Annotated in this window: 25 protein-coding genes, 1 tRNA gene and 1 pseudogene; 14 read left to right on the top strand and 13 right to left on the bottom strand. The window is 45.5% G+C overall.

Annotated features, from left to right (window positions below; genetic code table 11):
- Nucleotide 1 precedes the first annotated feature (1 nt).
- From DCO16_RS04080 to DCO16_RS04050, 7 genes are all read right to left on the bottom strand, one after another.
- Nucleotides 2–2,479 carry an ABC transporter permease gene (locus DCO16_RS04080; RefSeq protein ID WP_173942471.1) on the bottom strand — a complete coding sequence of 826 codons (2,478 nt, stop codon included), beginning with the start codon at nt 2,477–2,479 and terminating at the stop codon, nt 2–4.
- A 5-nt stretch (nt 2,480–2,484) separates the two neighbouring features.
- A complete protein-coding gene (locus tag DCO16_RS04075; RefSeq protein ID WP_173942470.1) occupies nt 2,485–3,270 on the bottom strand; it encodes an SDR family oxidoreductase in 786 nt (261 codons plus the stop codon).
- A 40-nt stretch (nt 3,271–3,310) separates the two neighbouring features.
- The gene (locus DCO16_RS04070) at nt 3,311–3,937 is read right to left on the bottom strand and encodes a PqiC family protein (protein ID WP_173942469.1); all 627 of its coding nucleotides are present in this window, start codon (nt 3,935–3,937) and stop codon (nt 3,311–3,313) included.
- Complete coding sequence (locus DCO16_RS04065) at nt 3,934–4,866, bottom strand: MlaD family protein (protein ID WP_173942468.1); 933 nt, start codon at nt 4,864–4,866, stop codon at nt 3,934–3,936. Before DCO16_RS04065 ends, DCO16_RS04070 begins: the two co-directional genes overlap by 4 nt.
- On the bottom strand, nt 4,863–5,654 hold the full coding sequence (locus DCO16_RS04060; protein WP_173942467.1) for an ABC transporter ATP-binding protein: 792 nt from the start codon (nt 5,652–5,654) through the stop codon (nt 4,863–4,865). Before DCO16_RS04060 ends, DCO16_RS04065 begins: the two co-directional genes overlap by 4 nt.
- Nucleotides 5,654–6,835: an ABC transporter permease gene (locus DCO16_RS04055; RefSeq protein ID WP_173942466.1), complete on the bottom strand. Its 1,182-nt coding sequence runs from the start codon at nt 6,833–6,835 to the stop codon at nt 5,654–5,656. Before DCO16_RS04055 ends, DCO16_RS04060 begins: the two co-directional genes overlap by 1 nt.
- 87 nt (nt 6,836–6,922) lie before the next feature.
- Nucleotides 6,923–6,999, bottom strand: a tRNA-Arg gene (locus DCO16_RS04050).
- Between the two features lie 18 nt (nt 7,000–7,017).
- Here DCO16_RS04050 and greB point away from each other — a divergent pair.
- A complete protein-coding gene (gene greB, locus DCO16_RS04045) occupies nt 7,018–7,518 on the top strand; it encodes a transcription elongation factor GreB (RefSeq protein ID WP_173942465.1) in 501 nt (166 codons plus the stop codon).
- 8 nt (nt 7,519–7,526) lie between these two features.
- On the opposite strand, the gene DCO16_RS04040 is transcribed toward greB, so the two are convergent.
- From DCO16_RS04040 to DCO16_RS04025, 4 genes are read right to left on the bottom strand one after another with little or no spacing between them, the layout of a single operon-like run.
- Complete coding sequence (locus DCO16_RS04040) at nt 7,527–9,878, bottom strand: RelA/SpoT family protein (protein ID WP_173942464.1); 2,352 nt, start codon at nt 9,876–9,878, stop codon at nt 7,527–7,529.
- Nucleotides 9,879–9,893: 15 nt separating this feature from the next.
- Nucleotides 9,894–10,097 carry a DNA-directed RNA polymerase subunit omega gene (gene rpoZ / locus DCO16_RS04035; protein ID WP_173942463.1) on the bottom strand — a complete coding sequence of 68 codons (204 nt, stop codon included), beginning with the start codon at nt 10,095–10,097 and terminating at the stop codon, nt 9,894–9,896.
- Nucleotides 10,098–10,141: 44 nt separating this feature from the next.
- Complete coding sequence (gene gmk, locus DCO16_RS04030; RefSeq protein ID WP_173942462.1) at nt 10,142–10,804, bottom strand: guanylate kinase; 663 nt, start codon at nt 10,802–10,804, stop codon at nt 10,142–10,144.
- A gap of 21 nt (nt 10,805–10,825) precedes the next feature.
- Entirely contained in the window at nt 10,826–11,767 is a 942-nt protein-coding gene (locus tag DCO16_RS04025; RefSeq protein WP_173942461.1) for a YicC/YloC family endoribonuclease, read from the bottom strand.
- Nucleotides 11,768–11,821: 54 nt separating this feature from the next.
- Here DCO16_RS04025 and rph point away from each other — a divergent pair, with 54 nt between their 5' ends.
- From rph to hemW, 3 genes are read left to right on the top strand one after another with little or no spacing between them, the layout of a single operon-like run.
- The gene (gene rph / locus DCO16_RS04020; RefSeq protein ID WP_173942460.1) at nt 11,822–12,553 is read left to right on the top strand and encodes a ribonuclease PH; all 732 of its coding nucleotides are present in this window, start codon (nt 11,822–11,824) and stop codon (nt 12,551–12,553) included.
- A gap of 21 nt (nt 12,554–12,574) precedes the next feature.
- Nucleotides 12,575–13,177, top strand: coding sequence for an RdgB/HAM1 family non-canonical purine NTP pyrophosphatase (gene rdgB / locus DCO16_RS04015; RefSeq protein ID WP_173942459.1), 603 nt, complete (start codon nt 12,575–12,577; stop codon nt 13,175–13,177).
- A gap of 4 nt (nt 13,178–13,181) precedes the next feature.
- Nucleotides 13,182–14,420: a radical SAM family heme chaperone HemW gene (gene hemW, locus DCO16_RS04010; protein ID WP_254598095.1), complete on the top strand. Its 1,239-nt coding sequence runs from the start codon at nt 13,182–13,184 to the stop codon at nt 14,418–14,420.
- A gap of 34 nt (nt 14,421–14,454) precedes the next feature.
- Here the strand turns inward: hemW and DCO16_RS04005 are convergent, their stop codons facing one another.
- Nucleotides 14,455–15,258, bottom strand: a complete 804-nt coding sequence (locus DCO16_RS04005; protein ID WP_173942458.1) for an enoyl-CoA hydratase/isomerase family protein — start codon at nt 15,256–15,258, stop codon at nt 14,455–14,457.
- A 166-nt stretch (nt 15,259–15,424) separates the two neighbouring features.
- Here DCO16_RS04005 and DCO16_RS04000 point away from each other — a divergent pair, with 166 nt between their 5' ends.
- Entirely contained in the window at nt 15,425–16,639 is a 1,215-nt protein-coding gene (locus DCO16_RS04000; RefSeq protein WP_173943763.1) for a CaiB/BaiF CoA transferase family protein, read from the top strand.
- 31 nt (nt 16,640–16,670) lie between these two features.
- Here DCO16_RS04000 and DCO16_RS03995 read toward each other — a convergent pair whose 3' ends face one another.
- Nucleotides 16,671–17,027 carry an alkyl sulfatase C-terminal domain-containing protein gene (locus tag DCO16_RS03995; RefSeq protein WP_173942457.1) on the bottom strand — a complete coding sequence of 119 codons (357 nt, stop codon included), beginning with the start codon at nt 17,025–17,027 and terminating at the stop codon, nt 16,671–16,673.
- Between the two features lie 29 nt (nt 17,028–17,056).
- Between DCO16_RS03995 and DCO16_RS03990 the strand changes: the two are divergent.
- The 9 genes and pseudogenes from DCO16_RS03990 to DCO16_RS03950 all read left to right on the top strand — a co-directional run bounded on the left by DCO16_RS03990 (nt 17,057) and on the right by DCO16_RS03950 (nt 21,882).
- A pseudogene (locus tag DCO16_RS03990) lies at nt 17,057–18,011 on the top strand (IS30 family transposase).
- A 319-nt stretch (nt 18,012–18,330) separates the two neighbouring features.
- Nucleotides 18,331–18,564, top strand: coding sequence for a helix-turn-helix domain-containing protein (locus DCO16_RS03985; RefSeq protein WP_173942456.1), 234 nt, complete (start codon nt 18,331–18,333; stop codon nt 18,562–18,564).
- Between the two features lie 277 nt (nt 18,565–18,841).
- Complete coding sequence (locus DCO16_RS03980; RefSeq protein ID WP_173942455.1) at nt 18,842–18,979, top strand: hypothetical protein; 138 nt, start codon at nt 18,842–18,844, stop codon at nt 18,977–18,979.
- 153 nt (nt 18,980–19,132) lie between these two features.
- A complete protein-coding gene (locus DCO16_RS03975; protein WP_173942454.1) occupies nt 19,133–19,663 on the top strand; it encodes a hypothetical protein in 531 nt (176 codons plus the stop codon).
- 23 nt (nt 19,664–19,686) lie between these two features.
- Nucleotides 19,687–20,028 (top strand): hypothetical protein, encoded by a 342-nt coding sequence (locus DCO16_RS03970; protein WP_173942453.1) that lies wholly within the window; start codon nt 19,687–19,689, stop codon nt 20,026–20,028.
- Nucleotides 20,029–20,170: 142 nt separating this feature from the next.
- Nucleotides 20,171–20,410, top strand: a complete 240-nt coding sequence (gene vapB, locus DCO16_RS03965) for a type II toxin-antitoxin system VapB family antitoxin (RefSeq protein WP_173942452.1) — start codon at nt 20,171–20,173, stop codon at nt 20,408–20,410.
- Nucleotides 20,410–20,811 (top strand): type II toxin-antitoxin system tRNA(fMet)-specific endonuclease VapC, encoded by a 402-nt coding sequence (gene vapC / locus DCO16_RS03960; protein ID WP_173942451.1) that lies wholly within the window; start codon nt 20,410–20,412, stop codon nt 20,809–20,811. Before vapB ends, vapC begins: the two co-directional genes overlap by 1 nt.
- A 9-nt stretch (nt 20,812–20,820) precedes the next feature.
- The gene (locus DCO16_RS03955; protein ID WP_173942450.1) at nt 20,821–21,054 is read left to right on the top strand and encodes a hypothetical protein; all 234 of its coding nucleotides are present in this window, start codon (nt 20,821–20,823) and stop codon (nt 21,052–21,054) included.
- 459 nt (nt 21,055–21,513) lie between these two features.
- Nucleotides 21,514–21,882 (top strand): hypothetical protein, encoded by a 369-nt coding sequence (locus DCO16_RS03950; protein ID WP_173942449.1) that lies wholly within the window; start codon nt 21,514–21,516, stop codon nt 21,880–21,882.
- Nucleotides 21,883–21,915 lie beyond the last annotated feature (33 nt).

Raw genomic sequence — 21,915 nt, 5'->3', positions numbered from 1 at the left:
ACTAAATTTCTCGCAAACATTCCATAGCAGTAGCCGTTTGAATTCTTTTCTGAAAGCGATAGCCAGCTAGCAGACAAGCACTCACCCCAAAAGTAATGCCCATGGCAAGAGATTGCAGAAAGGCATTGAACTCGATCTCTAGAACAAATCGACCCAAAGCCCAAGCGGCTATGCCAGCGGCAAGGCCCGCTAATACTCCAGCAAGAACACCAATTACCAGTAACTCCGTAATGGCGATCTTTTGTAAAAGACTGCGGGAAGCGCCCACTGCTTTAAGCAAGGCTGCGCTTCGAAAGCGCTCATCTTGTGTAGCAGCAATCGCAGCAACCAATACCAAAATGGCGGCTGCAATCGTAAAGGTAAATAACAATCCCAATACTGAAGAAAGACGATTGAGGACATCCTGTATCTGACGGAGTGACCCCGCAACATCCACAATGGTGAGATTAGGATACGTTTGCGCCAGACGAAAATCTAGCCCCTCTAGACTGGCGCCTTGATAGTAGGAAGTAATCCAAGATTGCGGCATGTTACTGAGCTGTGCAGGTGGCATGATCACAAAGAAGTTCACATTCATCGACCCCCAATCGAGCTTACGCAAGGACGTAATCGGCGCTACTATTTTTTCACCGGCTATCTCAAACATCATCAGATCACCCAGCTTTAATTTCAAGGTCTTCGCAATGCCCACTTCTAATGAAATCTGTGGAGTAGTACCTTCGATCCACTTACCAGAAATAATGCGATTACCATCCGGTAATTCACTGGTATAGGAAAGATTAAATTCACGATCTACCAAGCGACGTGCATTGTCTTCCGTGTAATTATCTGGGGTGATTGGACGACTGTTGATCTCAATTAAGCGTGCCCGTACCATCGGATTAAAGCGTGGTTGATCTACCCCCATACTAGTCAGCGATTTTGTAATATCTAACTTTTGATCTTCTTGAATATTAATCATGAAGCGATTGGGCGCATCTACTGGAATACTTCCCTGCCAGGTAGATAAGAGATCTTGACGCAGTAATAAAATAATGAGCAAGGCCATCAAGGCAATACCCAAGGCCGTAATTTGCATCACAGCAAATCCTGCACGGCGCGCTTGAGAGGTAAACGCAAAGCGCAAAGCAAAACTTTGTTGTTTTGATCTTAACAACCAGCTACTCAATACACGCAGAATAAGGCTAGAGACCAGAGCAAACAAAGTAACTGCCAGCCCAAAACTTAATCCCACCCAAAAGCTGAGCTTCCAATCTTGTGCGGCAACGGCAATTAATCCCAAGCAAGTTACCAAAGCAAATAGTGCAGCCCATACCGACTTGATGTTAACTGTACCCAGCTCTTTGCGAACTAAGCGTATGGGTGAGATTGTCACCAAGCTAAATAAAGGGGGGCCAGCGAATCCCACCAACAAAAAGGATGAAAACAGAATGCTCCACACTGCCGGCCAAACAGAAATCGGTGGAAGATCAGCCAAGACGAGATTACCCAAGAGACGTAACAACACCTCTTGTACCCCATAGGCAATGATTGAGCCCACCAGAGCGGCTATCAAACTTAAGCTAACTAAAATGTTGAGTTGCTTTCGCAGTATCGTGGCTTGACTTGCCCCAAGGCATTTCATGACCGCGCAAACATCAGCTTGTTTTAATACATAACGTCGTGCTGATAAGGCAATCGCAACAGCCGCCACCATGGCGGTTAATAAGGCTACCAAGGATAAGAATTTTTCCGCCCTATCTAATGTTTTACGCATTGTGGGCTGAGCATTTTCTAAGGTCTCGATCCGAAGACCTCGCAAGCCCTCTGATTGAATAAACTGCATCGCCCAGGATTGATAAGCCGCAATAGATCGATCCTCACCGGCTAAGAGTAATCGGTAGGTCACACGACTTCCTAACCCAATTAAACCCGTTGCGGCTAGATCTTCCAGTGACATCATCACGCGTGGCGCGAAGTTCATAAAGCCAGCACCGCGATCCACTTCGCGCTCTAACACGCCCCCAATCAAAAAGCGCTGATCCCCTAAGAGCATCTCATCACCCACTTTGGCATTCAGAGTCGCTAGCATGGCAGGATCTACCCACACTGAACCCTTTGCAGGGCCTGAGGTCGAAGGTGTTGGAGAAACCTTCAATTCTCCCCTTAATGGATATGCAGCACTGACGACTTTAAGAGAGGCAAGCTTACTTTGCCCTCCCACGGTTGCCATGCTGGGAAAAACAATGGTTTGGGCAACTTGTAACTGACGTTGAGTAGCCTCCTGAAGAAAGCGCTCAGGCAAAGGTTGATCAGCTACTAATAGAAGATCTGCCGCAAGCAGTTGACGGGCATCTAACTGAAATGCCCGCTGCATTCGATCCGCTAGAAAGCTCACACTCGATAAAGCTGCTACAGAAAGAGTGAGCGCAACCAAAAGCCACGCTAACTCACTAGACCTTAAGTCCCGCCGAATGCCTTGCAAGAAATTGACTGGCACCCTAATTACACTGCCTGAACCTGGCCACCATCAACCCGGATCACTGATCCAGTAATAAAAGAAGCATTTTGACTGGCTAAAAATGCAGCGGCATCACCATACTCTTTGGGATCACCATAACGACCCATCGGGATCTGCTTCAAGCTCAACTGCACCACAGCATCGTAGGTCGTATTTTCACGTTGGGCACGTGCTTCGTCTAATTGGCGCAAACGATCTGTTGCTACCCGGCCCGGCATGATCACATTGACGGTAATTCCTTCAGCAGCCACTTCAGTGGATAAGGTTTTAGACCAGGCTAGTAATGCAGCGCGCAAGGTATTCGAAATCGCTAAATTTTTAATAGGTGCAATGGCACCAGAAGTTGTACTGGTAATAATACGACCCCATTTACGCTGACGCATACCCGGCAATACCCGATCAGTAATACTAATTAAGGATAAGACCATGTCATTAAAGCTTTTTTGCCATAGCGCTGGGTCTTGCCCTGTCGCTGAAGTAGGAGGCGGACCCCCGGTGTTGTTAATCAAAATGTCGATGGGGCCTAATTCTTTTTCTACTGTAGTCACCAGCGCATCAATGACTGATGGGTCTGATAAATCCCAAGTTAAAGCTAGCGCTTTTCCACCAGCAGCTTCAATGAGCTCCACGGATTTTTTTAGACCCTCAGCATTGCGGCCAGTCACTGCCACTTTGACGCCTTCCCTTGCTAAAGAAACGGCCATTGCCTGACCTAAACCACGGCTCGATGCCATCACTAAAGCCACTTTTCCTTTGAGTCCTAAGTCCATATCTTCTCCATCGCAAATAAATATATTACTTACTTAAAAATTAGCGCCCTAAGGGCTTTGGTAAATTACCAGCATATTGAAAGAGCTTGATTTCATACTCTTTTAAAATTTCAGCGAGAGCCTGTTGTTGCCCTAAAACGAGTGCCTCTGGGGTATTGTCTTTGAGCGCGATCCGCTTTGAGAAGCGATTCACTCCAATTAAGGGATTGCCTCTTCCCGCATTCTCGGCGCTAAGTAAAAACTCCATACTCACTACTGCCTCTGGCTTAACTCGATAATCTCCATACAACTCATTAACTGTTGCCTGCAGCGTGTAAAAAGGAAAGAAAGTATTTCCCTGTCCTACCGCTGCTGAAAAGATATTTGCCTGATTAATCCACTGACGCTCAGCATTGGCAATCATTTCTGCAGGAATCGTACTGTAAACGTTATAAAAATCTTTCTCGTAACGCTGATCTGCCAGACGATATACAAGGGACTTGCCATCAAATGGAGGTGCTACCGTCACAGTACTAATTTTGAGCCAATACTCCGTGCGGGGCTTATTCACTTCTCCAGTTCGGACTGGAGCCAATAGCCAAGTCGCTGGAGTCACAGGAGCACGAGTGGGTAAAGAGCATGAATTTAGCACTAAGAGCGCTAAAAAGGTCAGGATGTATTTCTTCATTTCTGCACTCCAGACTGTTCTTGAGTACCATTTAAAGGAAGCACGATCTTGGGCGGTGGCGCACTCCAAATGAGACTCGAAGGCGATTGACTTGCAATCCGAGTAAATTCATTTAATTGTTCACTGGTTTGCTTGAGATTATCTATTGTCAAACTAGTATCACCTTGAATGCTAGTCACTGTTTGACGCAAGGCAACCATCGTCCCTACAAGTTCACGCATGAGTATATTGAGCTCATCCTTATCAGTTACCTTAGTAATGCGCGCCAACAAGACATTGAGATCTCTTACGGAATAAATCAAACCCCCATTATCCTTAGCGTCTCCCGCCATCATCACATTCAGATTGGTAATCAAGGAATCAAATTTTTTCTGGGTTCCCTCAATATCCAGATGATTGACCGCATCAATCATCTTTTGAATACCTAAAATAATTTGATCAGCCTTATTCGGTAAAGAGGGGATAACAGGATATTCCGGAGTCCAACTAAAAGGTAGGGCTGCGTAATCGGTAGAGCGAGAATCAAAATCAAACTCTACATAATTTACACCAGTAATCCCCATGGATTTAATAGTTGCTTTTAAATTATTTCTAGCGAATTGTTTAATTTTTTCTTCGCTAAGCTTTTCACCAAGAATTTGCATACGCACCACTACATACTGTCGTCGCTCTCCAAAGGGGATCTTATCTTCATAAAGTGCTCCAGATAGTCCAATATAAGTGACCTGACCAATCTTTACTCCTCTAAAGCGAACGGCTGCACCAGTGTCCAGCCCAGTGATGGATTGATTAACATAGGTCTCCACCATAAAAGACTTTTTAAAAAGCTGCCCCGATCCAAAAATCAAGATTACTGCGATGAGTATGCCAATGGCAGCAAGTACAAAAGCGCCTAAACGAAAATAATTGGGATTGGATTGATTGCTCATGCTGCGTCCTTACTCATAATACGATTAAAGAATTGATGCACCTTGGGGTCGGAACTGGTATCGCGCAATACTTTAGGATCGCCCTCTGCAATGATGCTCTTTGTATCCTTATCGAGCATGATCACTTTATCGGCAATAGCATAAATACTAGCTAACTCGTGTGACACAATAACAAAGGTAATTCCTAAATTTTTAGATAAGTCCATGATCGTACTATCCAAATCCGCAGAAGTAATCGGATCTAGGCCAGCGGATGGCTCGTCTAAAAACAAGATTTTAGGATCGAGCGCCATAGCTCTCGCAATGGCAGCCCTTTTTTGCATACCGCCACTAATCTCACTCGGCATGTAAGACTCATAGGGCAATAGACCAACCAAGTCGAGTTTACAGCGCGCTAAGAGATTCATTTGATCTTGCGTTAGCCCCGTGTACTCTTGCATAAAGAGGATGACATTCTCTAGGAGATTCATTGAGCCAAACAAAGCGCCCTGCTGATACATCACGCCAAAGCTAGTCATCATTTTTTGGCGCTCTACACCGCGAGCTTTAGTAATGTTTTGCCCCTCAATTAATACATCACCTGCCAAGGGCTGGTAAAGGCCGAAGAGATTCTTTAAGAGGCTCGATTTACCGCAACCAGAGCCGCCCAATATGACAAAGATTTCACCATAATTCACTGAGAAATTCAGGTCTTGCATCAGTACGGTTGAATCATAGCCAACACTCAGGTTCTGTACCTCAATAGCGCAAGCAGTCTTATTTATATTGCCGGCAGAGATAGGACTCATCAGAAACCAGTCTTGTAAGAGATAAAAGCAAAGACACCGTCAACCAACACAATCATCACAATACTACTGACAACCGCCCGAGTAGCGGAGATGCCGACAGCTGCCGCACCTGTTCCAGTTTGCATGCCACGCAAACATCCTACGGCAGAAATCACTACGCCAAACAGAGTAGCCTTGATTAAACCAGAGCCAATATCTTCGATACTGACTGCAACTAACATGCCGTTATAAAAGTTTATAAATGGAATGCCGTACGCTAACATCGTAACCATAGAGGCAAAGATGCTCACGATGTCGGCATATAAAGTCAGGATGGGGGCCACCAAAATACCGGCAAGCACTCTAGGCACTACCAAGAATCGAATGGGGCTTAATCCGCCAGACACTAAAGCATCAACTTCACTATTCACCGTCATGGTCCCAATCTCTGCAGCAAATGCAGCAGATGATCTACCGGCAAGCAAGATAGCTGTAATCAGTGGGCCCATTTCTCGAACAATACCTAGGGCAGCAAGTGGGCCAACAAAAGAAACGGCGCCAAATTGCTCCATACCAATTGCCGCCTGAAAAGACAAAATCACCCCAATCAAGAAAGCGACTAAACCAACAATCGGTAATGCTGCAATGCCAGCCTGTACTGCTGTGTTCACAAAATCACCCCAGCGAACTTGCCTCACATGACAAAGAGACCACCATAAATCAGCGGCAAGGTGACCGGTAAAAGTCACCAAGCCAACGACATCTTCAATCAGATTTTGTGTAGCCATGCCAGTGCTGACAATCAGATTTCTTTTGGGCTTGACTACCGGCACTGGAAATAAATGCGTAATCGGATCAAATACCTTTAACAAGGGCTGATAGCGCGCATTTAAGCCTACCAATTCAAAGATACCGCCAGCCTGTTGCTGAGCCTCTTGCACTGAAATCAAAAAAGCAATGCCGGCACCATCCAACGAAAGCACTTGAGAGGCATCAAACCTTAAGGTCTGTTTTGTTCGATTATTAAGGCTGCCCTGCTTTAGCCATATATCTTGTGCAGCGCGTATTTGCGACCAAAGACCATCTAGTGAATAAATATCTACATTTCCAGAAAGCGCCAGAGTGGCGCTACTGGCATCTATCGGACTCCACATTGCCACAGGAAGGCTAGAAATCGGCAAGGAAGTATCAGAAATGCTCATATATGAACTATAAGGGATCAGCATGAAACTAGGTCAAAGGACCTTAAAAGGAAAGGGCCTAGTTTTTGAACTAGGCCCAATATGAGGTGGTGCGGCTGGCAGGAATTGAACCCACGACCCCTTGGTTCGTAGCCAAGTACTCTATCCAACTGAGCTACAGCCGCAACAGCCATAATTATGCCATGGAAGAGAAGAACTACATCACGCCTACTGGTCATGAACGCATCAAAAGTGAGCTTTTACAGCTCCTCAACCTTGATCGGCCTGAAGTGGTCAAGGTTGTCCACTGGGCTGCCTCCAATGGCGATCGCTCTGAAAATGGGGACTATATCTATGGGAAAAAGCGGCTTCGTGAGATTGATCGTCGTATTCGTTTTCTCAATCAACGCCTAGAATTTGCTGTCGTTGTCGATAATCAAGCCCGTAAATCTGGGGAAGCAGATGCTGATCGTATCTTTTTTGGGGCTACGGTTACCTATGCCAGTCTAGAAGACATTGACTCTGGGAAGCAAACCACCATCACGATTGTTGGCGTTGATGAAGTAGATCTAGAAAAAAATCATGTTAGCTGGGTATCGCCCATTGCCAAAGCATTAATTAAGGCCAGCGCTGGTGATTGCGTCAAGATTCAGACGCCTACCGGTCCTGCTGAAATAGAAATACTAACTGTTCAATACTTGTAAGTGAGGGTCTATCTATCACTAGCTCTAGTACGTGTTACCCGCATGACGTCATGATTGGCGCGCAAACTGCGCATGACTTTAGAAAGATGGAGTCGATCCGAAACCTGAATCGTAAAACGAATCGTTACAGCATCTTCTTTATAGCGATCATCCATAGAGACGTTCATGATGTTTGAGTCCGCTGCGGTAACGCTACTTGCGACCCGGGCTAAGACACCTTTACCTTGATGGGTATCAATTGCAAGATCGACCTCAAACTCTCGGTTAATCTCTTTCCCCCACTCCACCTCAACCCACTTATCACTGTCTTTTGAAAGCATCTTAAGAGCAACAGCGCAGTCATTGGTATGCACTTGCAAACCCTCGCCCTTACCTAGGTAACCAATAATATTATCGCCTGGTATCGGGTGACAGCAATTCTGGAAGCTCATAGAGTTTCCTTCACGACCATCCACCAAAATAGCCTGACGCTGATGATGATGAGCCGCAATTTCTTGATGAGGAGAAACCCAGTCTGTCGCGCCCAAGCGCATTTGCTCTGATCCGCCTTCATCATCAATCAGAATATTTAAACGAATTGCTAGCTCTTGAGCTGATCGACGGCCTAATGCAATATTGACACAGGCCTCTTCACGCGTTTTGTCGCCCGTCCAATGTAAGAGCTTTTCCCAAACCTCAGGCAATAAGAGTCCCGCATCGACACCTTGCTGCCGCAAAGCACTGGCCAAGAGACGCTCGCCAAGTTGCAATGATTCAGCATAGTGTTTTGTCTTAAGAGAGTGACGAATTGAGGCGCGCGCTTTACCAGTTCTAACAAATGCTAACCATCCAGGATTCGGCTGAGAATTGGATGAAGTCACTACTTCAATAATGTCGCCATTCTTTAGCTCGCTGCGCAAAGGCAATTGCATACCATTAATTTTGACCGCCACGCAGGTATTCCCAATATCACTATGGATAGAGTAGGCAAAGTCTAAAGCAGTTGCCCCGCGTGGCAAAGCTCGAATCTGGCCTTTAGGTGTGAACACATATACAGCATCCGGAAACAAATCAATTTTGACGTGCTCTAAGAATTCTTGTGAATCTCCGCTACTGTCTTGAATATCTATCAATGACTGTAACCACTGGTGTGCGCGATTTTGCACTTCACTCATATCGGGTGAACCATCCTTGTAGGCCCAATGCGCAGCAACCCCAGCCTCTGCTACCGCATGCATCTCACTGGTTCTAATCTGAAACTCTACTGGCACACCGGAAGGTCCTAATAAGGTCGTGTGCAAAGATTGATAACCGTTGAGCTTAGGAATGGCAATGTAATCTTTGAACTTACCGGGCATCGGCTTATAGAGCGCATGCAATAAACCCAAAGCGCGATAGCACTCATCAATAGAATGCACTGTCACTCTAAATGCATAGACATCGAGTACCTGAGAAAAACTCAAATGCTTGCTGCGCATTTTGCTGTAAATACTAAAAAGGGTTTTCTCACGACCCTGCAGATCAACCTCGATGCCCGCCTTAGCAAAAGTCATTCGGGTGTGCTGCAATATCTTTTCAACCATCTCTTTTCGATTGCCACGCGCCCGCTTTACAGCACCCTCAATCACCCTAAAGCGCATAGGCATAGAAAAACGGAAGCTGAGATCTTGTAAGTCTCGATAGATGATATTTAAGCCTAGGCGATGGGCAATCGGCGCGTAGATCTCGATAGTCTCCGCGGCTACTCTACGGCGCTTCTCCATCGGGACCACATCCAGAGTACGCATATTGTGGGTACGGTCAGCGAGCTTTACCAAAATAACCCGTACGTCACGCGCCATCGCCATAAACATCTTACGAAAGCTTTCAGCTTGTGCTTCAGCGTGACTCTGAAACTCCAACTTATCCAGCTTAGTCAGCCCTTCCACTAGCTCAGCTACCTTGCTGCCAAACTTTTCTACGAGATCTGCTTGGGAGCAACCAGTATCTTCAATCACATCGTGTAAGAGTGCTGCTTTGATCGATGATGCGTCTAGGCGCCATGTGGCACAGAGTTCCGCAACAGCTAGTGGATGCGTGATGTAAGGCTCGCCACTATGCCGGTACTGACCTAAGTGCGCAGCATCAGCAAACTGAAAAGCTTTTTTAATGGGGATAATTTCTTCTGGCTTGAGATAGCCAAGCTTTGAAATTAAACCGTCAGTAGAAACTACCTGATGTTTTACAGGCAGCTTGGGGGCTGATGTGGGCCCAAATAAATGACGACTTGACTGCGCCAATAAAGACGCAAGAACAGATGCTTGGTTACTTTTCTTGGTCTCTGGAGGCGAGACCAGTCCAGGGAATTCCGCTGTATGTGGATCGCCTAGAGGCAGCTCCATAGCGGAACCCTAAAATTACAAAGGAACTTTGGTCAACATGTCACGGTCAGTGACACCAGCAGCAACTTCACGTAAAGCAACTACCGTGACTTTATCTCTGGAATCAACCCGTGGAGAGTGACCTTGGGCTAATTGACGCGCACGATAAGTCGCCGCCAACACCAGCTCAAAACGATTAGGAATAGTTTTTAAACAATCTTCTACAGTGATACGGGCCATGCTGAACTCACTTAATTTAGCTTTAACACCTATAGGATAACTGATTAGACCCCAAGGCGCCTTAAAAGTGCGGGGTTGCAGGCCATCACGGGGCCAGAACGCAGGCGACTTGCGGCCAGTATGTGCTTCAAATCTTCCAGGGCTTGGTCAAAATGATCATTAATTACTACAAAATCTGCCTCATGGGCATGCTGGAGCTCAATATGGGCTGCGGCCAACCTTTTCTGAATGGTAGCCTCATCATCTTGCGCCCTTTTGCGAAGACGCTCTTCCAAAGCCTCTAGCGAGGGCGGGAAAATAAAAATCCACTGTACTTCTGGAATGATCTTTTGAATCTGCTCAGCACCCTGCCAATCAATCTCTAGTACAACATCGCGCCCCATCTTCATTTGCGCTTCAATCCAGATGCGTGAGGTGCCGTAAAAATTACCGTGCACTTCGGCATATTCTAAAAAATGACCTTGATCTCGCTCGGCAATAAATACTTCTTTTGAAACAAAGCGGTAGTCTTTTCCATCAAGCTCACCGGGTCTGGGTGTGCGCGTCGTACTTGAAAGGGATAAGCAAAGAGCAGGATCTGCCTGCAATAAAGCGTTGACCAAAGATGACTTACCAGCGCCTGAAGGCGCCACAATCATCAACATGCTGCCTTGATAATCGGGAGCTATGGCCAGATTGGAATGAGGGTTATGTTTAGGTGCAGTCATGAATCATAAAATCCATTTGAGTTACTCTAAATTTTGTACTTGTTCACGCATCTGCTCTATCAAGAGCTTAAGCTCTAAAGCAGCTTGAGTACATTCTTCAGAAACCGACTTAGAACTCAGGGTATTAGCTTCCCGATTGAGTTCTTGCATTAAGAAATCTAAACGCTTGCCAACGGGGCCATTTCCGGTAAGGGCTTTTTCCACTGCCTGAAAATGGGTTTTTAAGCGGGCAAACTCTTCTGCGACATCAATCCGAACAGCATAGAGAACCACTTCTTGACGAATGCGCTCCATCAATTCAGTTCCGCCCTTGGACTGCTCTTGACTAGCCAAGGCTTCTGCCAGGCGCTCAGTCAATTTGGCCTGATATTGCGCAACGTATTCTGGGACCCTGGGTTCAATGGTTTTTACAATCACCCGCATTTTATTGGTGATATCAGTGAGCACAGCTGCTAAAGCCTGACCTTCAGCATGACGGCTATCCATGAGGGCCTCTAAGGCTGCACGCCCTGCCTCTACAGTTGCCGCTATCCAACCCGCCTCTTCACCTCTGGGCTCAGAAACAATCCCAGGCCAACGCAAAATGTCAGCGATCCGTAATGCTTCCGCTTTGGGAAAGACTATTTGGGTTTTTTCTTGTAAGGAATGTAGTGCATCGAGGCGTTCTGGGTTGAGCGCACCCAATATAGAGTGGGCTTGGTTCTGAGTACCCACTTTAGCAGCACCAGCTGTTGTATTGACCCGCCAAGCAGCCCGAAACTCGACCTTACCTCGAGAAAGTTGTTGGGCGGCGATTTCTCGCAGGACAGGCTCAGCCCCTCGGCACTCATCCGGTAGACGAAAGCCTAAATCCAGAAAGCGGCTATTAACAGCCCGACATTCCACTTGCAGATCAGCAACTACACCAGCCCCGAGGGATACTTGGCGAGAAGCGCTGCCATAACCAGTCATGCTCGATATCATGTGAACATTGTAGATTCATTGTGGATTCTGCCCAACCATTTAGGACCAAACCAGATGAGTAACTCAAAAGTGACCCGCCCCAGTGGCCGCACCCCTTCGCAATTGCGCCCTGTGACTATTGATCGGGCCTTTACAAAACATGCTGAGGGATCTGTCCTGATTGCCTTTGGAGACACCAAGGTGCTCTGCACAGCCAGTGTTCTAGAAAAGGTGCCTCCCCACAAAAAGGGCTCTGGAGAAGGCTGGGTTACTGCTGAATACGGCATGCTCCCCCGCTCTACGCATACCCGTAGTGATCGCGAGGCAGCACGCGGTAAACAATCGGGTCGCACTCAAGAAATCCAACGCCTGATTGGCCGTGCCATGCGTAGCGTATTTGATTTGAAGATCTTGGGTGAGCGCACGATTCATTTAGATTGCGATGTCTTGCAAGCCGATGGAGGCACCAGAACTGCTGCGATTACCGGTGCTTATGTGGCTGCTAGGGATGCCATTAATCAACTACTTAAAAGCGGGACATTAAAGTCAGATCCCATCCTCGATAGTGTGGCCGCTATTTCTGTGGGCATTTATCAAGGCGTACCTGTGCTGGATTTAGATTACCCCGAGGACTCAGCTTGCGATACCGATATGAATGTTGTGATGACAGGCAAAGGCGGCATGATTGAAATACAAGGTACTGCTGAAGGCCCTGCGTTTTCTCGTACGGAGTTGAGTGCACTATTGGATTTAGCAGAGCAAGGTATTCGAGATCTGACCCAGTTACAGCTGGCAGCCCTGAAATAAAAATACTTGTATAAGTAGCCTATGAAAAAGCTAGTTCTAGCCTCAAATAATGCGGGCAAGCTACGTGAATTTTCAGAGCTCTTGGCACCGGTGCATTTTGAGATTATTCCGCAAGGTGCATTGGGTATTCCGGAAGCAGAAGAACCTTATGCTACTTTTGTTGAGAATGCCCTTGCCAAAGCACGTCATGCCAGTTCGGCTAGCGGCTTACCTGCCCTAGCGGATGACTCGGGGATTTGCGCCCATGCTTTACAAGGTGCGCCTGGCGTACTCTCCGCTCGCTATGCCGGCATAGAAGCCAATAGTGCGGCAAATAATCAGAAACTCATCTCTGCCTTACAAGGCAAGAGTGATCGTGGAGCACATTATGTTTGTGCACTCGTCATGATCAATAGCGTTGATGATCCAGAGCCCGTGATAGTGCAAACTCGTTGGTATGGACAAATCCAAGATCTCGCTCAAGGGAGTCATGGCTTTGGTTATGACCCCCATTTCTTTTTACCGGAACTGGGCTTGACGGTAGCCCAGCTTGAGCCAGAGCGAAAAAATGCCTTGAGCCATCGTGGTCAAGCCTTACGCGAATTACTCATTCAGCTTTCTCATCGCACAAAATTGGGCGCTTAATCTCGTGTCAGATTCTATACAAGCTAGCTCCATACTTCAGCCGCAGCTAAAGGCAATTCCGCAACTCAAGGCGCTCCCACCACTGTCTTTGTATATTCATTTTCCTTGGTGTGAAAAGAAGTGTCCTTATTGCGACTTCAATTCACATCAAGTGAAGGATGGGGGAGATAAAGAAAATAAGGGAGCTCAGGCCGGGCCAGGATTTGATGAAGCACGTTACATCAAAGCACTCATTACAGATTTAGAAACCGAGCTGCCCAGAATCTGGGGACGGCAAGTGCACAGTATTTTTATTGGGGGTGGTACGCCAAGTCTGCTCTCAGCCAAGGGTATGGATGAACTCTTATCCGCTGTTCGCGCCCGCCTTAATTTAGCGCCCGCTTGTGAAATCACCATGGAGGCCAATCCTGGCTCAGTCGAAACAGAGAAATTTGCTGCCTTTGCTAAATCTGGCATTAATCGCGTCTCTTTAGGCATTCAAAGTTTTCAAGATGCCCAGCTCAAAGCCTTGGGTCGTATTCACAATGGCAAAGAGGCACAGCATGCAATTACTATCGCCATGGAGCACTTTAGCGCTGTCAATATTGATTTGATGTATGGACTTCCCAATCAAAGCTTAGCCGCTGCTAAGGCGGATATCGAGACTGCACTGTCTTTTAAGACCCCGCACCTCTCTCTATACAACCTCACCCTTGAGCCCAATACCTACTTCGCGAACTTCCCACCAAAATTACCCAATGAAGATGAGATTGATGCGATCTTCGAGCAAAATTTGGCGCTCTTGGAAGGTGCAGGCTATCAGCGCTATGAAGTCTCGGCATACGCCAAAAAAGATCAAGAGTGCAAACATAATCTCAATTACTGGCGCTTTGGTGATTACATCGGAATTGGTGCCGGTGCACACGGCAAGATTTCTTTCCCGGATAAAGTGACTCGTCAAGTCAGAGAGCGTCATCCAGAGACCTATATGCAGGCTATGGAATCGACAGGGCATGCCTTAATTGAAGCTAGAGACATTCCAGCCAAAGATCTTCCTTTTGAATTCATGCTCAATGTCTTGCGTCTGACCGATGGCGTAGATAGCGTAACCTTTAGCGAGCGTACTGGTCTAGCAATGAGTACCATTGCCCAAGGATTAGATGATGCTTGTAAAAAAGGTTTGCTAGACCCCAATCCCAGTAAGCTGAAAGCCAGCGCGCAAGGACTGCGTTACCTCAATAATCTGCAAGAATTATTTTTATAAGAGGCTACTTATAGCTAAGTAATAATGGAAATGATTACTTACCTACCCAAGTAGCAGGCTCACCCTTTAAGAATGAGGCCACCCCATTTTTAAAATCCGCACTACCATAGCATTCCTCAATCAGGTCATTGCAATTCGGTAGATTGTGTTTGACGATCCGCGCAACTGTTAACTTGCAAGATTTCTGCGTTATTGGTGCTAGCTTGATCAAGCGCTCAGCCAGACTATCCGCCTCTTTGCCCAGTTGATCTGCGTCATATGTGGCTAATAAATAGCCTTGCACGAGTAGCTCTTTTGCAGAAATCATTTCCGCTAAGAGCAACATCCGCTTCACAATATGAATTCCAAGGTTGACTACTAAGTAAGCGATATTACTTGGGGATAAACAATTGCCTAAGGTTCTGGCAATCGGTACCCCAAACTTTGCATCTGGAGTAGAAATACGAAAATCGCAGCAACTGGCAATTGCTAAACCCCCACCCACTGCCATGCCATCAATCACCGCAATCGAAGGTATTGGCAATGTCGCTAGCGGCCCTAAATATTGATCGATATCTTCCTCATATCGAATACCGTCTGCGCCACTTTGAAAACCAGAAAACTGCGCGATATCACTGCCGGAAACAAATGATTTACCACCTGCCCCACGAAAAATAGCAACCCGAATATCAGGGTTCAGAGCAATGTCCTCACAAATCGATTGCAAACTTTGATACATCGCCACAGTCATAGCATTTCTAGCGGCCACATGATCAAAGGTGATGTAAGCAATATGATTACGCAATGCGTAGTGCACCTGTGCAATATTTTCTGGCTGCGGATTATTCTCTACTGTCATACATTTCCCTTACTCAAGCTCAAGCATATCTCAATATTTTAAATGCCTCAGTTGATCTCAGTTGATCATTAAAATAAACGTTTTAAGTGGTTTGAAGTTCTGACTAATTATGCGCCCTGGATTGTTTTGATTTATATTCAAGCTAGAAAAAATAATTGAGACCATGATGAATGCACCAACAAGTAAGCCCCTTCCCCTAGCGGGCGTCCGAGTTCTTGACGTGAGTCAAGTCATGGCAGGTCCTTATTGCTGCATGTTGTTAGCCGATCTAGGCGCTGACGTCATCAAGATTGAACCTCCTGGCACAGGCGATCAAACGCGTGGCGCTATGGGTTTTAAGATGAAAGGTTCAGATAGCATGGGCTTTCTGAATATGAATCGCAATAAACGCAGTGTTACTTTAAATCTTAAAACAGAGGCCGGTAAAAAGATTTTCTTTGAACTTGTTAAAACTGCAGACATCTTGGTGGAAAACTATCGTCCAGGCGTCATGAAGCGCTTAGGCATTGATTACCCATCACTAAAAACACTTAACCCTGGTTTGGTTTACGCCAGTATTTCTGGGTTTGGGCAATCAGGTCCTTGGGCAGATCGACCTGGTTTTGATTTAATGGCACAAGCCATGTCAGGGGTAATGAGTGTGACAGGCTATCCCGATGGTCCTCCTGTAAAAGCCGGTGTCCCGGTAGCTGATATTGGTTGCGCCCTCTTTGCTGTTTACGGCATTCTTTCTGCTTACATTGGTAAAACTAAATCGGGTGAAGGTCAGTTTATTGATGCCTCTTTATTTGATTCTGCCTTAGCGTTCTCTATTTGGGATACCGCGCAGTATTGGGGGACTGGAGTTGAGCCTTATAAATTGGGGACAGCCAATCATATGAGTGCGCCCTATCAAGCCATGAAAGCCTCTGATGGTTACTTTGTAATGGGTGCGACCAACCAAAAATTATGGAAATTATTGTGCGATCAAATCGGTCGCCCAGAATTGTTTGAAGATCCACTTTTTAGGACCAATCCTTTACGCCTAGCTAACAGACTATTGCTGGCAGAGGAATTAGAAAAGACCTTCGTTAGTAAAACCAGTGAAGAGTGGGTTGACTCTCTGCTTGCAGCTGGCATTCCAGCAGGACCCATTAATACCTATCCGCAAGCATTTGATAGTGAGCATGGCCAACATCGCCAGATGCGAATCGAAATTGATCATCCGATTGAAGGTAAGGTGCCCAATATTGGCTTTGCGGTCAAGATGATGGGAACGCCGCAGCAAGTCACCAGGCACCCCCCGCTCTTAGGAGAGCACACCGATCAGATTCTGCAAGAACTCGGTATTGCGGGTGATGAGCTCAAAGCGCTCACAGACGGCGGTGCATTTTCCGCCTAAGTGACTAGCAGCCTATCAAATCTTGCCAAGCTTACTGTCCCGCACTAATAGCAATTTCTTGAGCAGAAAAGGGGTCTTGCTTAGGCTGAGATACTGGTTTTTTTGACTTGGTACCAGGCATCAATTCAAAGTCGGGCTTAAAGATAGTTAAAGTGCTTTTCAGTTGATCAAAGGCCTTGCGATCGCCTAAGAATTTAACTTTGCCCTCTGCCAATAATTTTTCAAAAGTAGTTTGGCCGCCCATAATCTTTTCTAATTCACTCCGATTGAGGGTAATGGTTAGACTAGGATTCTTAGCTTGCTCATCTTTTATATTAGTGGTGAATTCAACTACGAAGTGCAACTTTGAACAACTAGGGCTAGTGGCTAAGGATGTTTTAGTATCCAAAGCTTAGGGGCCGGTAAGTCAAAGTAGCCATGACCTATCAACACCTTAGCCAAACTGAACGATATCAGATTTATATCCTTATGAAAGACGGAAAAACCCAAAGCCAGATAGCCCAGCTCCTGGATCGACATAAGTCGACCATTAGCCGAGAGCTTGCTCGCAATACGGGTAATCGGGGTTACCGTCCCAGGCAAGCCTGCCTGTTAGCAGAGGAACGTTCCCAAGGCTCTCGTAATGCCGCCCAAATCACCCCATCTGATTGGGATCAGGCTGTGGAGCGCCTAAAGGACCAATGGAGCCCCGTCCAAATTGCCAATCAGAGTTGGTATTAGCATTGAAACCATCTACCGCCATGTGTACGCCGATAAGGCCGCTGGCGGTAGTCTTTATCAGCAGCTGCGCTGCCAAAAGAAACGCAAAAAGCGCTATGCCAGTGGCCGTGACCGGAGGGGTCAGATCGTCGGTAGAAGGCCCATCAGCGAGCGTCCCCAGCACATTGAAGCCAGATCCCAAATCGGCCACTGGGAAGGCGATACCGTCATTGGCGCTGCCCATAAGCAAGCCATCGTGACCTTAGTCGAGCGCAAGAGTGGTTATGCCTTAATAAGCAAAGTGAACAATAAAACCTCAGAGCTTGTCAGTAATGCCATCATTACCAAAATGAATCCCTTAAGCCGACTAGTTAAAACACTGACTTTTGACAACGGAAAAGAATTTGCCGAGCATGCCCGAATTGATGAATCGCTGCAATCAACCACCTACTTTGCAGATCCGTTTGCGAGTTGGCAACGCGGATCCAATGAAAACTTCAATGGTCTGCTGCGTCAATACATCCCTAAAAAGAGACCGCTATCTACTGTGACAGACAAGGAGCTTAGAGTGATTGAAACTAAACTGAATAATCGTCCTCGCAAGAGGTTGGGATTTAAAACCCCGAATGAAGTGTTTATGCAGTCCTTAAACCGTGTTGCACTTCGTGTTTGAATCTACGCAGGCAAAAATTGATGAAATTAATAAAGTCAGCGCGATAGGCTCGAATCGTAGAAGGCGCATATGCGCCATCGATCTTGATGATAGTTTCTTCAAGAAGTTTGAATGCTCGAGCCGAATCGGAAGGCGCAACTTTTTTTTCTGCGCATTGATTGGCGGGGACAACTAGCTCCAATCTTCTTTTGACTGGACTTTTGGGCTCGGATTGTGCAAAATCTTGTTTATTAAGCATTTTATTGAATTATTCGGTTATTAAATTAGTCAAATAAATTATTAAATTAGTCATTTTGATTAATTTTAAACTAAACTTTTAATGATTACAAGTGCACAAATTCGCGCTGCAAGAGGAATGTTGGATTGGTCTAGGAAAGATTTAGCCAAATCTTCAGGACTTAGCTTTGCCTCAATGATGCGTTTGGAGTCATTTGATGGTGTGCCCTCCAGCAATTTTAAAACCTTAGAGGCTATAAAGGCAGCCTTTGAGCAAGCCGGCATCGAGTTCATCGGCACTCCTGAAGACCGGCCAGGCGTTCGGCTCAACAAATAGCCAATTTAGCTTTTATTTATAAAAAATTACAAATTTCATAAATAAAGCTTACCAACTTTAGTTTAATTTCCTACAATTAGTGTTAACAGGTAACTAATTCACTAAATGTAGTGTTTTTCGTTGGATTTAGGCCTGGAGGCGCAAGAAAAAAGCGGCGTTAGCTGTCACTAACACCGCCCCCTGGATTTAAGCAAGCTTAACAAGGTCTGCCTAGTCTAAACCAAAAAGTATTTGGTAAAGGGTCTTGTAAAGAAAAACCCTTTTGAAGGAACGCATCATGGCTACCAAAAAAGTGACAACAACTGTTAATAAAAGTGCGGTAACTGGTCAGTTTGTCAGTCAAAAGACTGTGCAAAAGAACCCTGGCACGACTTATAAACAGACTGTTTTAAAGCAAGTAAAGCCCAAGAAGTAAGTGGGCTGGCAACCAGAGCAATCTGGTTGCCTTAGGTGTTCTAATGCGTTGCTTTACTACGTTGGTTCGCTTTATTTGGGGGGCATCAATAACGCTATTCAAAAAAACTAGGTAAGGGTATGACTGCGTTCAGCATTCATATTAGGTGGGTGTATGGCAATCAACAAATCAACTGGTCCTAAGACCGAAGCAGGTAAAAATCGCGTTTCACGAAACGCATTAAAGAGTGGCGTGTATGCGCGTGACATTGCGCTGCCCAATGAAAGTCTGGCAGAATTTGAAGCACATCATCAGCGCTTTATCGATGACTTTGTACCACAAGATATTGTCGGCAGTCAGTTGGTGCGCGACATGGCGATAGTGGTGTGGAAGCGCATGCGCTTAGAGCGTATTGAGAAAAAGGTATTGACTGATCTTTTAGATAAGCCAATTCTGTCTGACGAAACACGTGGTACTCGATATTTGTGGCGTTCTGAAATCGCAGATCTAATTAGTGTGGTGGATCAATTTAATGGTGAATGTTTAAAAGAAACTAATTTTGCTTTGGAGTTCGCCCTTTTGCTCGAGTTTCCTGAATTCACGGACGAAGACATATTGCACCACGCTACCTATCTTCCCCTGGTTGATACATTGCTAAATAAGAAGTTGCGGAGTATGAGCTGGCACCTAGCTTTAAAAATTTAGCTGATAGACCTAGGAACCTAGATATGGATCGTCGGGAAAGTGCACCTGTTCGGGAGCTGCTTTCGATGGTAATTAAAGAATTATTAAAAAGTCAGTGGTTGTGTACGCATCGCGATGAGATTCTCAAGGAGTACGAGGCTTTGCGCAATCGCCGCTTGATGAGCTTTATGGAAAATACGGGCACCAGCCGAGCCTTTGATGATTTAAGGAGATCATTCTCAAAGCTGTTGGCGGAGTATCGTCGTCACGAAGCGTGGCTCAAGGACCGAGGATCTATTGATATGGGGATCGTCGAGCATTTACCCAGCTTTACAAAACAAACTCATTCTCATTTGGAGGGGGTGGCGATAGTAGGGCGGGGGTAAGAGGAAAGTAGGTATGGCGGAGATGGGGATGCTAATGCCATGTAGCAAGTTCTGAATTGATACAAAATGTCGGTATTTATAAATATATACCGACATTTTGTGACATGCTATATACTTATGCTATATACATAGGGAGCAAGTGATGACTATAGCGATTACAACCGTGTTTACTAACAATCGAAGCCAGGCAGTCAGAATGCCCGCTGAAGCGCGTTTACCCGACGAAGTGAAAAAGGTGATCGTTCGCATTCGAGGTCGCGAACGCATCATTACGCCGATTGAAAATACGTGGGATAACTTTTTCTTAAATGGCCCGACAGTATCTGATGACTTTTTGAATGAGCGCGGAGTACAAAAGCCAGCTGAGAGAGAAGAGCTGTAATGCTCAAATATTTACTAGACACCAATATTGTTATCTACGTACTCAAACGTAGGCCTAAGGAAGTGCTGGAAGTTTTTAATGCCAATGCTAGTCGTATGGCAATTTCTAGTATTACCTTGTCAGAGTTAATTTACGGTGCAGAAAAAAGCCTTAACGTAGATAAAAATTTAGAAGCGATTGAAGACTTCATCAGCCATCTTGAGGTTCTATCTTATGACGCCAAGGCATCGCAGCACTATGGGCAAATTAAAGCTGCGTTAGGAAAAAAAGGGGAAATCATAGGAGAGAATGATATTCATATTGCAGCCCATGCTATTGGCCAGGGCTTGATATTGGTAAGCAACAATTTACGAGAATTTAAAAGAGTTCCAAATTTAGCGCTAGAAAATTGGGTGCTTTAGTAATTAATTATGAAAACTGAAAAAGCTCAGGACCTGTTTTATGAGCTCCTAGATCAATGGACTGCCTATCACAAGGCGGCTCGTGAGCTCAGATCAGAAGTGACAGAGGCATTTGCTAATGTTGCAAATGGCGTTGCTACCAATCCAAATCTTGGAGTATTGGCTATGCTTGAGTCAATGGAGAGATCTGAAAGAAAACTTCAAGAAAAGATGGATGAGCTTATGAACTCAATTGATAAGTAATAAGCCCGTTACGCGGTGTTACCAAACCTGCAAATAAATATCAGAGTGAAAGCATAAAACCCCCACTCAATGTATTGACCCATTTGAAAATATACGATACAATTTGTATATACAATTTCATTGGGCTGCAAATGAAAAATTTAATAACAAGTCAGGTTGTTTTGGATCATATTTAGGAAAAGCACCATCTCAGGAGGGTGGATGTTGAGGACTGTTTTTTTAACCACAATAACCCAAGATACATTGAAGATAAAAGGCTGAACAACAAAACAAACCCTCGAACCTATTGGTTTATATCAGAAAATCATCAGTCTGTTGGGCTCAAAGTGGTTCGTGTTTTTAAGGAAGGACAGGTTTTCCTGAAAACAATCTATCCGCCTAATGAAGTAGAATTAAGTATATACAAAAACTCTAAATAATCACTACATAGTAAGTTTAATCTTATAAAAGAGGAAGCAAATGAACTCCAAACAGCTTGCAAAGGAAATTACAAACTCTCCTGAAGCATGGGAGAGTGGCGAACTTGGGCAAAGTCTAGAGCATGTGAACGTGGCACCAAGTAAATTAGTATCTGACATAGATGATGCGCTTGGTTTGCAAATGATCTCCATTCGCTTGGATAAGGAGTTAATTGATATGTTCAAGCTTTTGGGTGGAAAGTATCAATTGGGCTATCAGCCTCTAATGCGAGAGGCGTTGAAGCGGTTTGCCGATGGTGAACTGAAGATGGTGGCCCTCGAGGCTTTGGAAAAGCAAAGTTTAGCGAGATCAAAGTTAAGGGATCAATCAAATCATCCCAAGAAAGAAAAGGTAGCCAAGGCTGCATAAACTAAAAGCCCCTAAAGGGCTTTTAGTTTGACT

The sequence above is a fragment of the Polynucleobacter antarcticus genome, from assembly GCF_013307245.1.
Classification (GTDB): Bacteria; Pseudomonadota; Gammaproteobacteria; order Burkholderiales; family Burkholderiaceae; genus Polynucleobacter; species Polynucleobacter antarcticus.
This window is presented reverse-complemented; position numbering and strand designations above follow the sequence as displayed.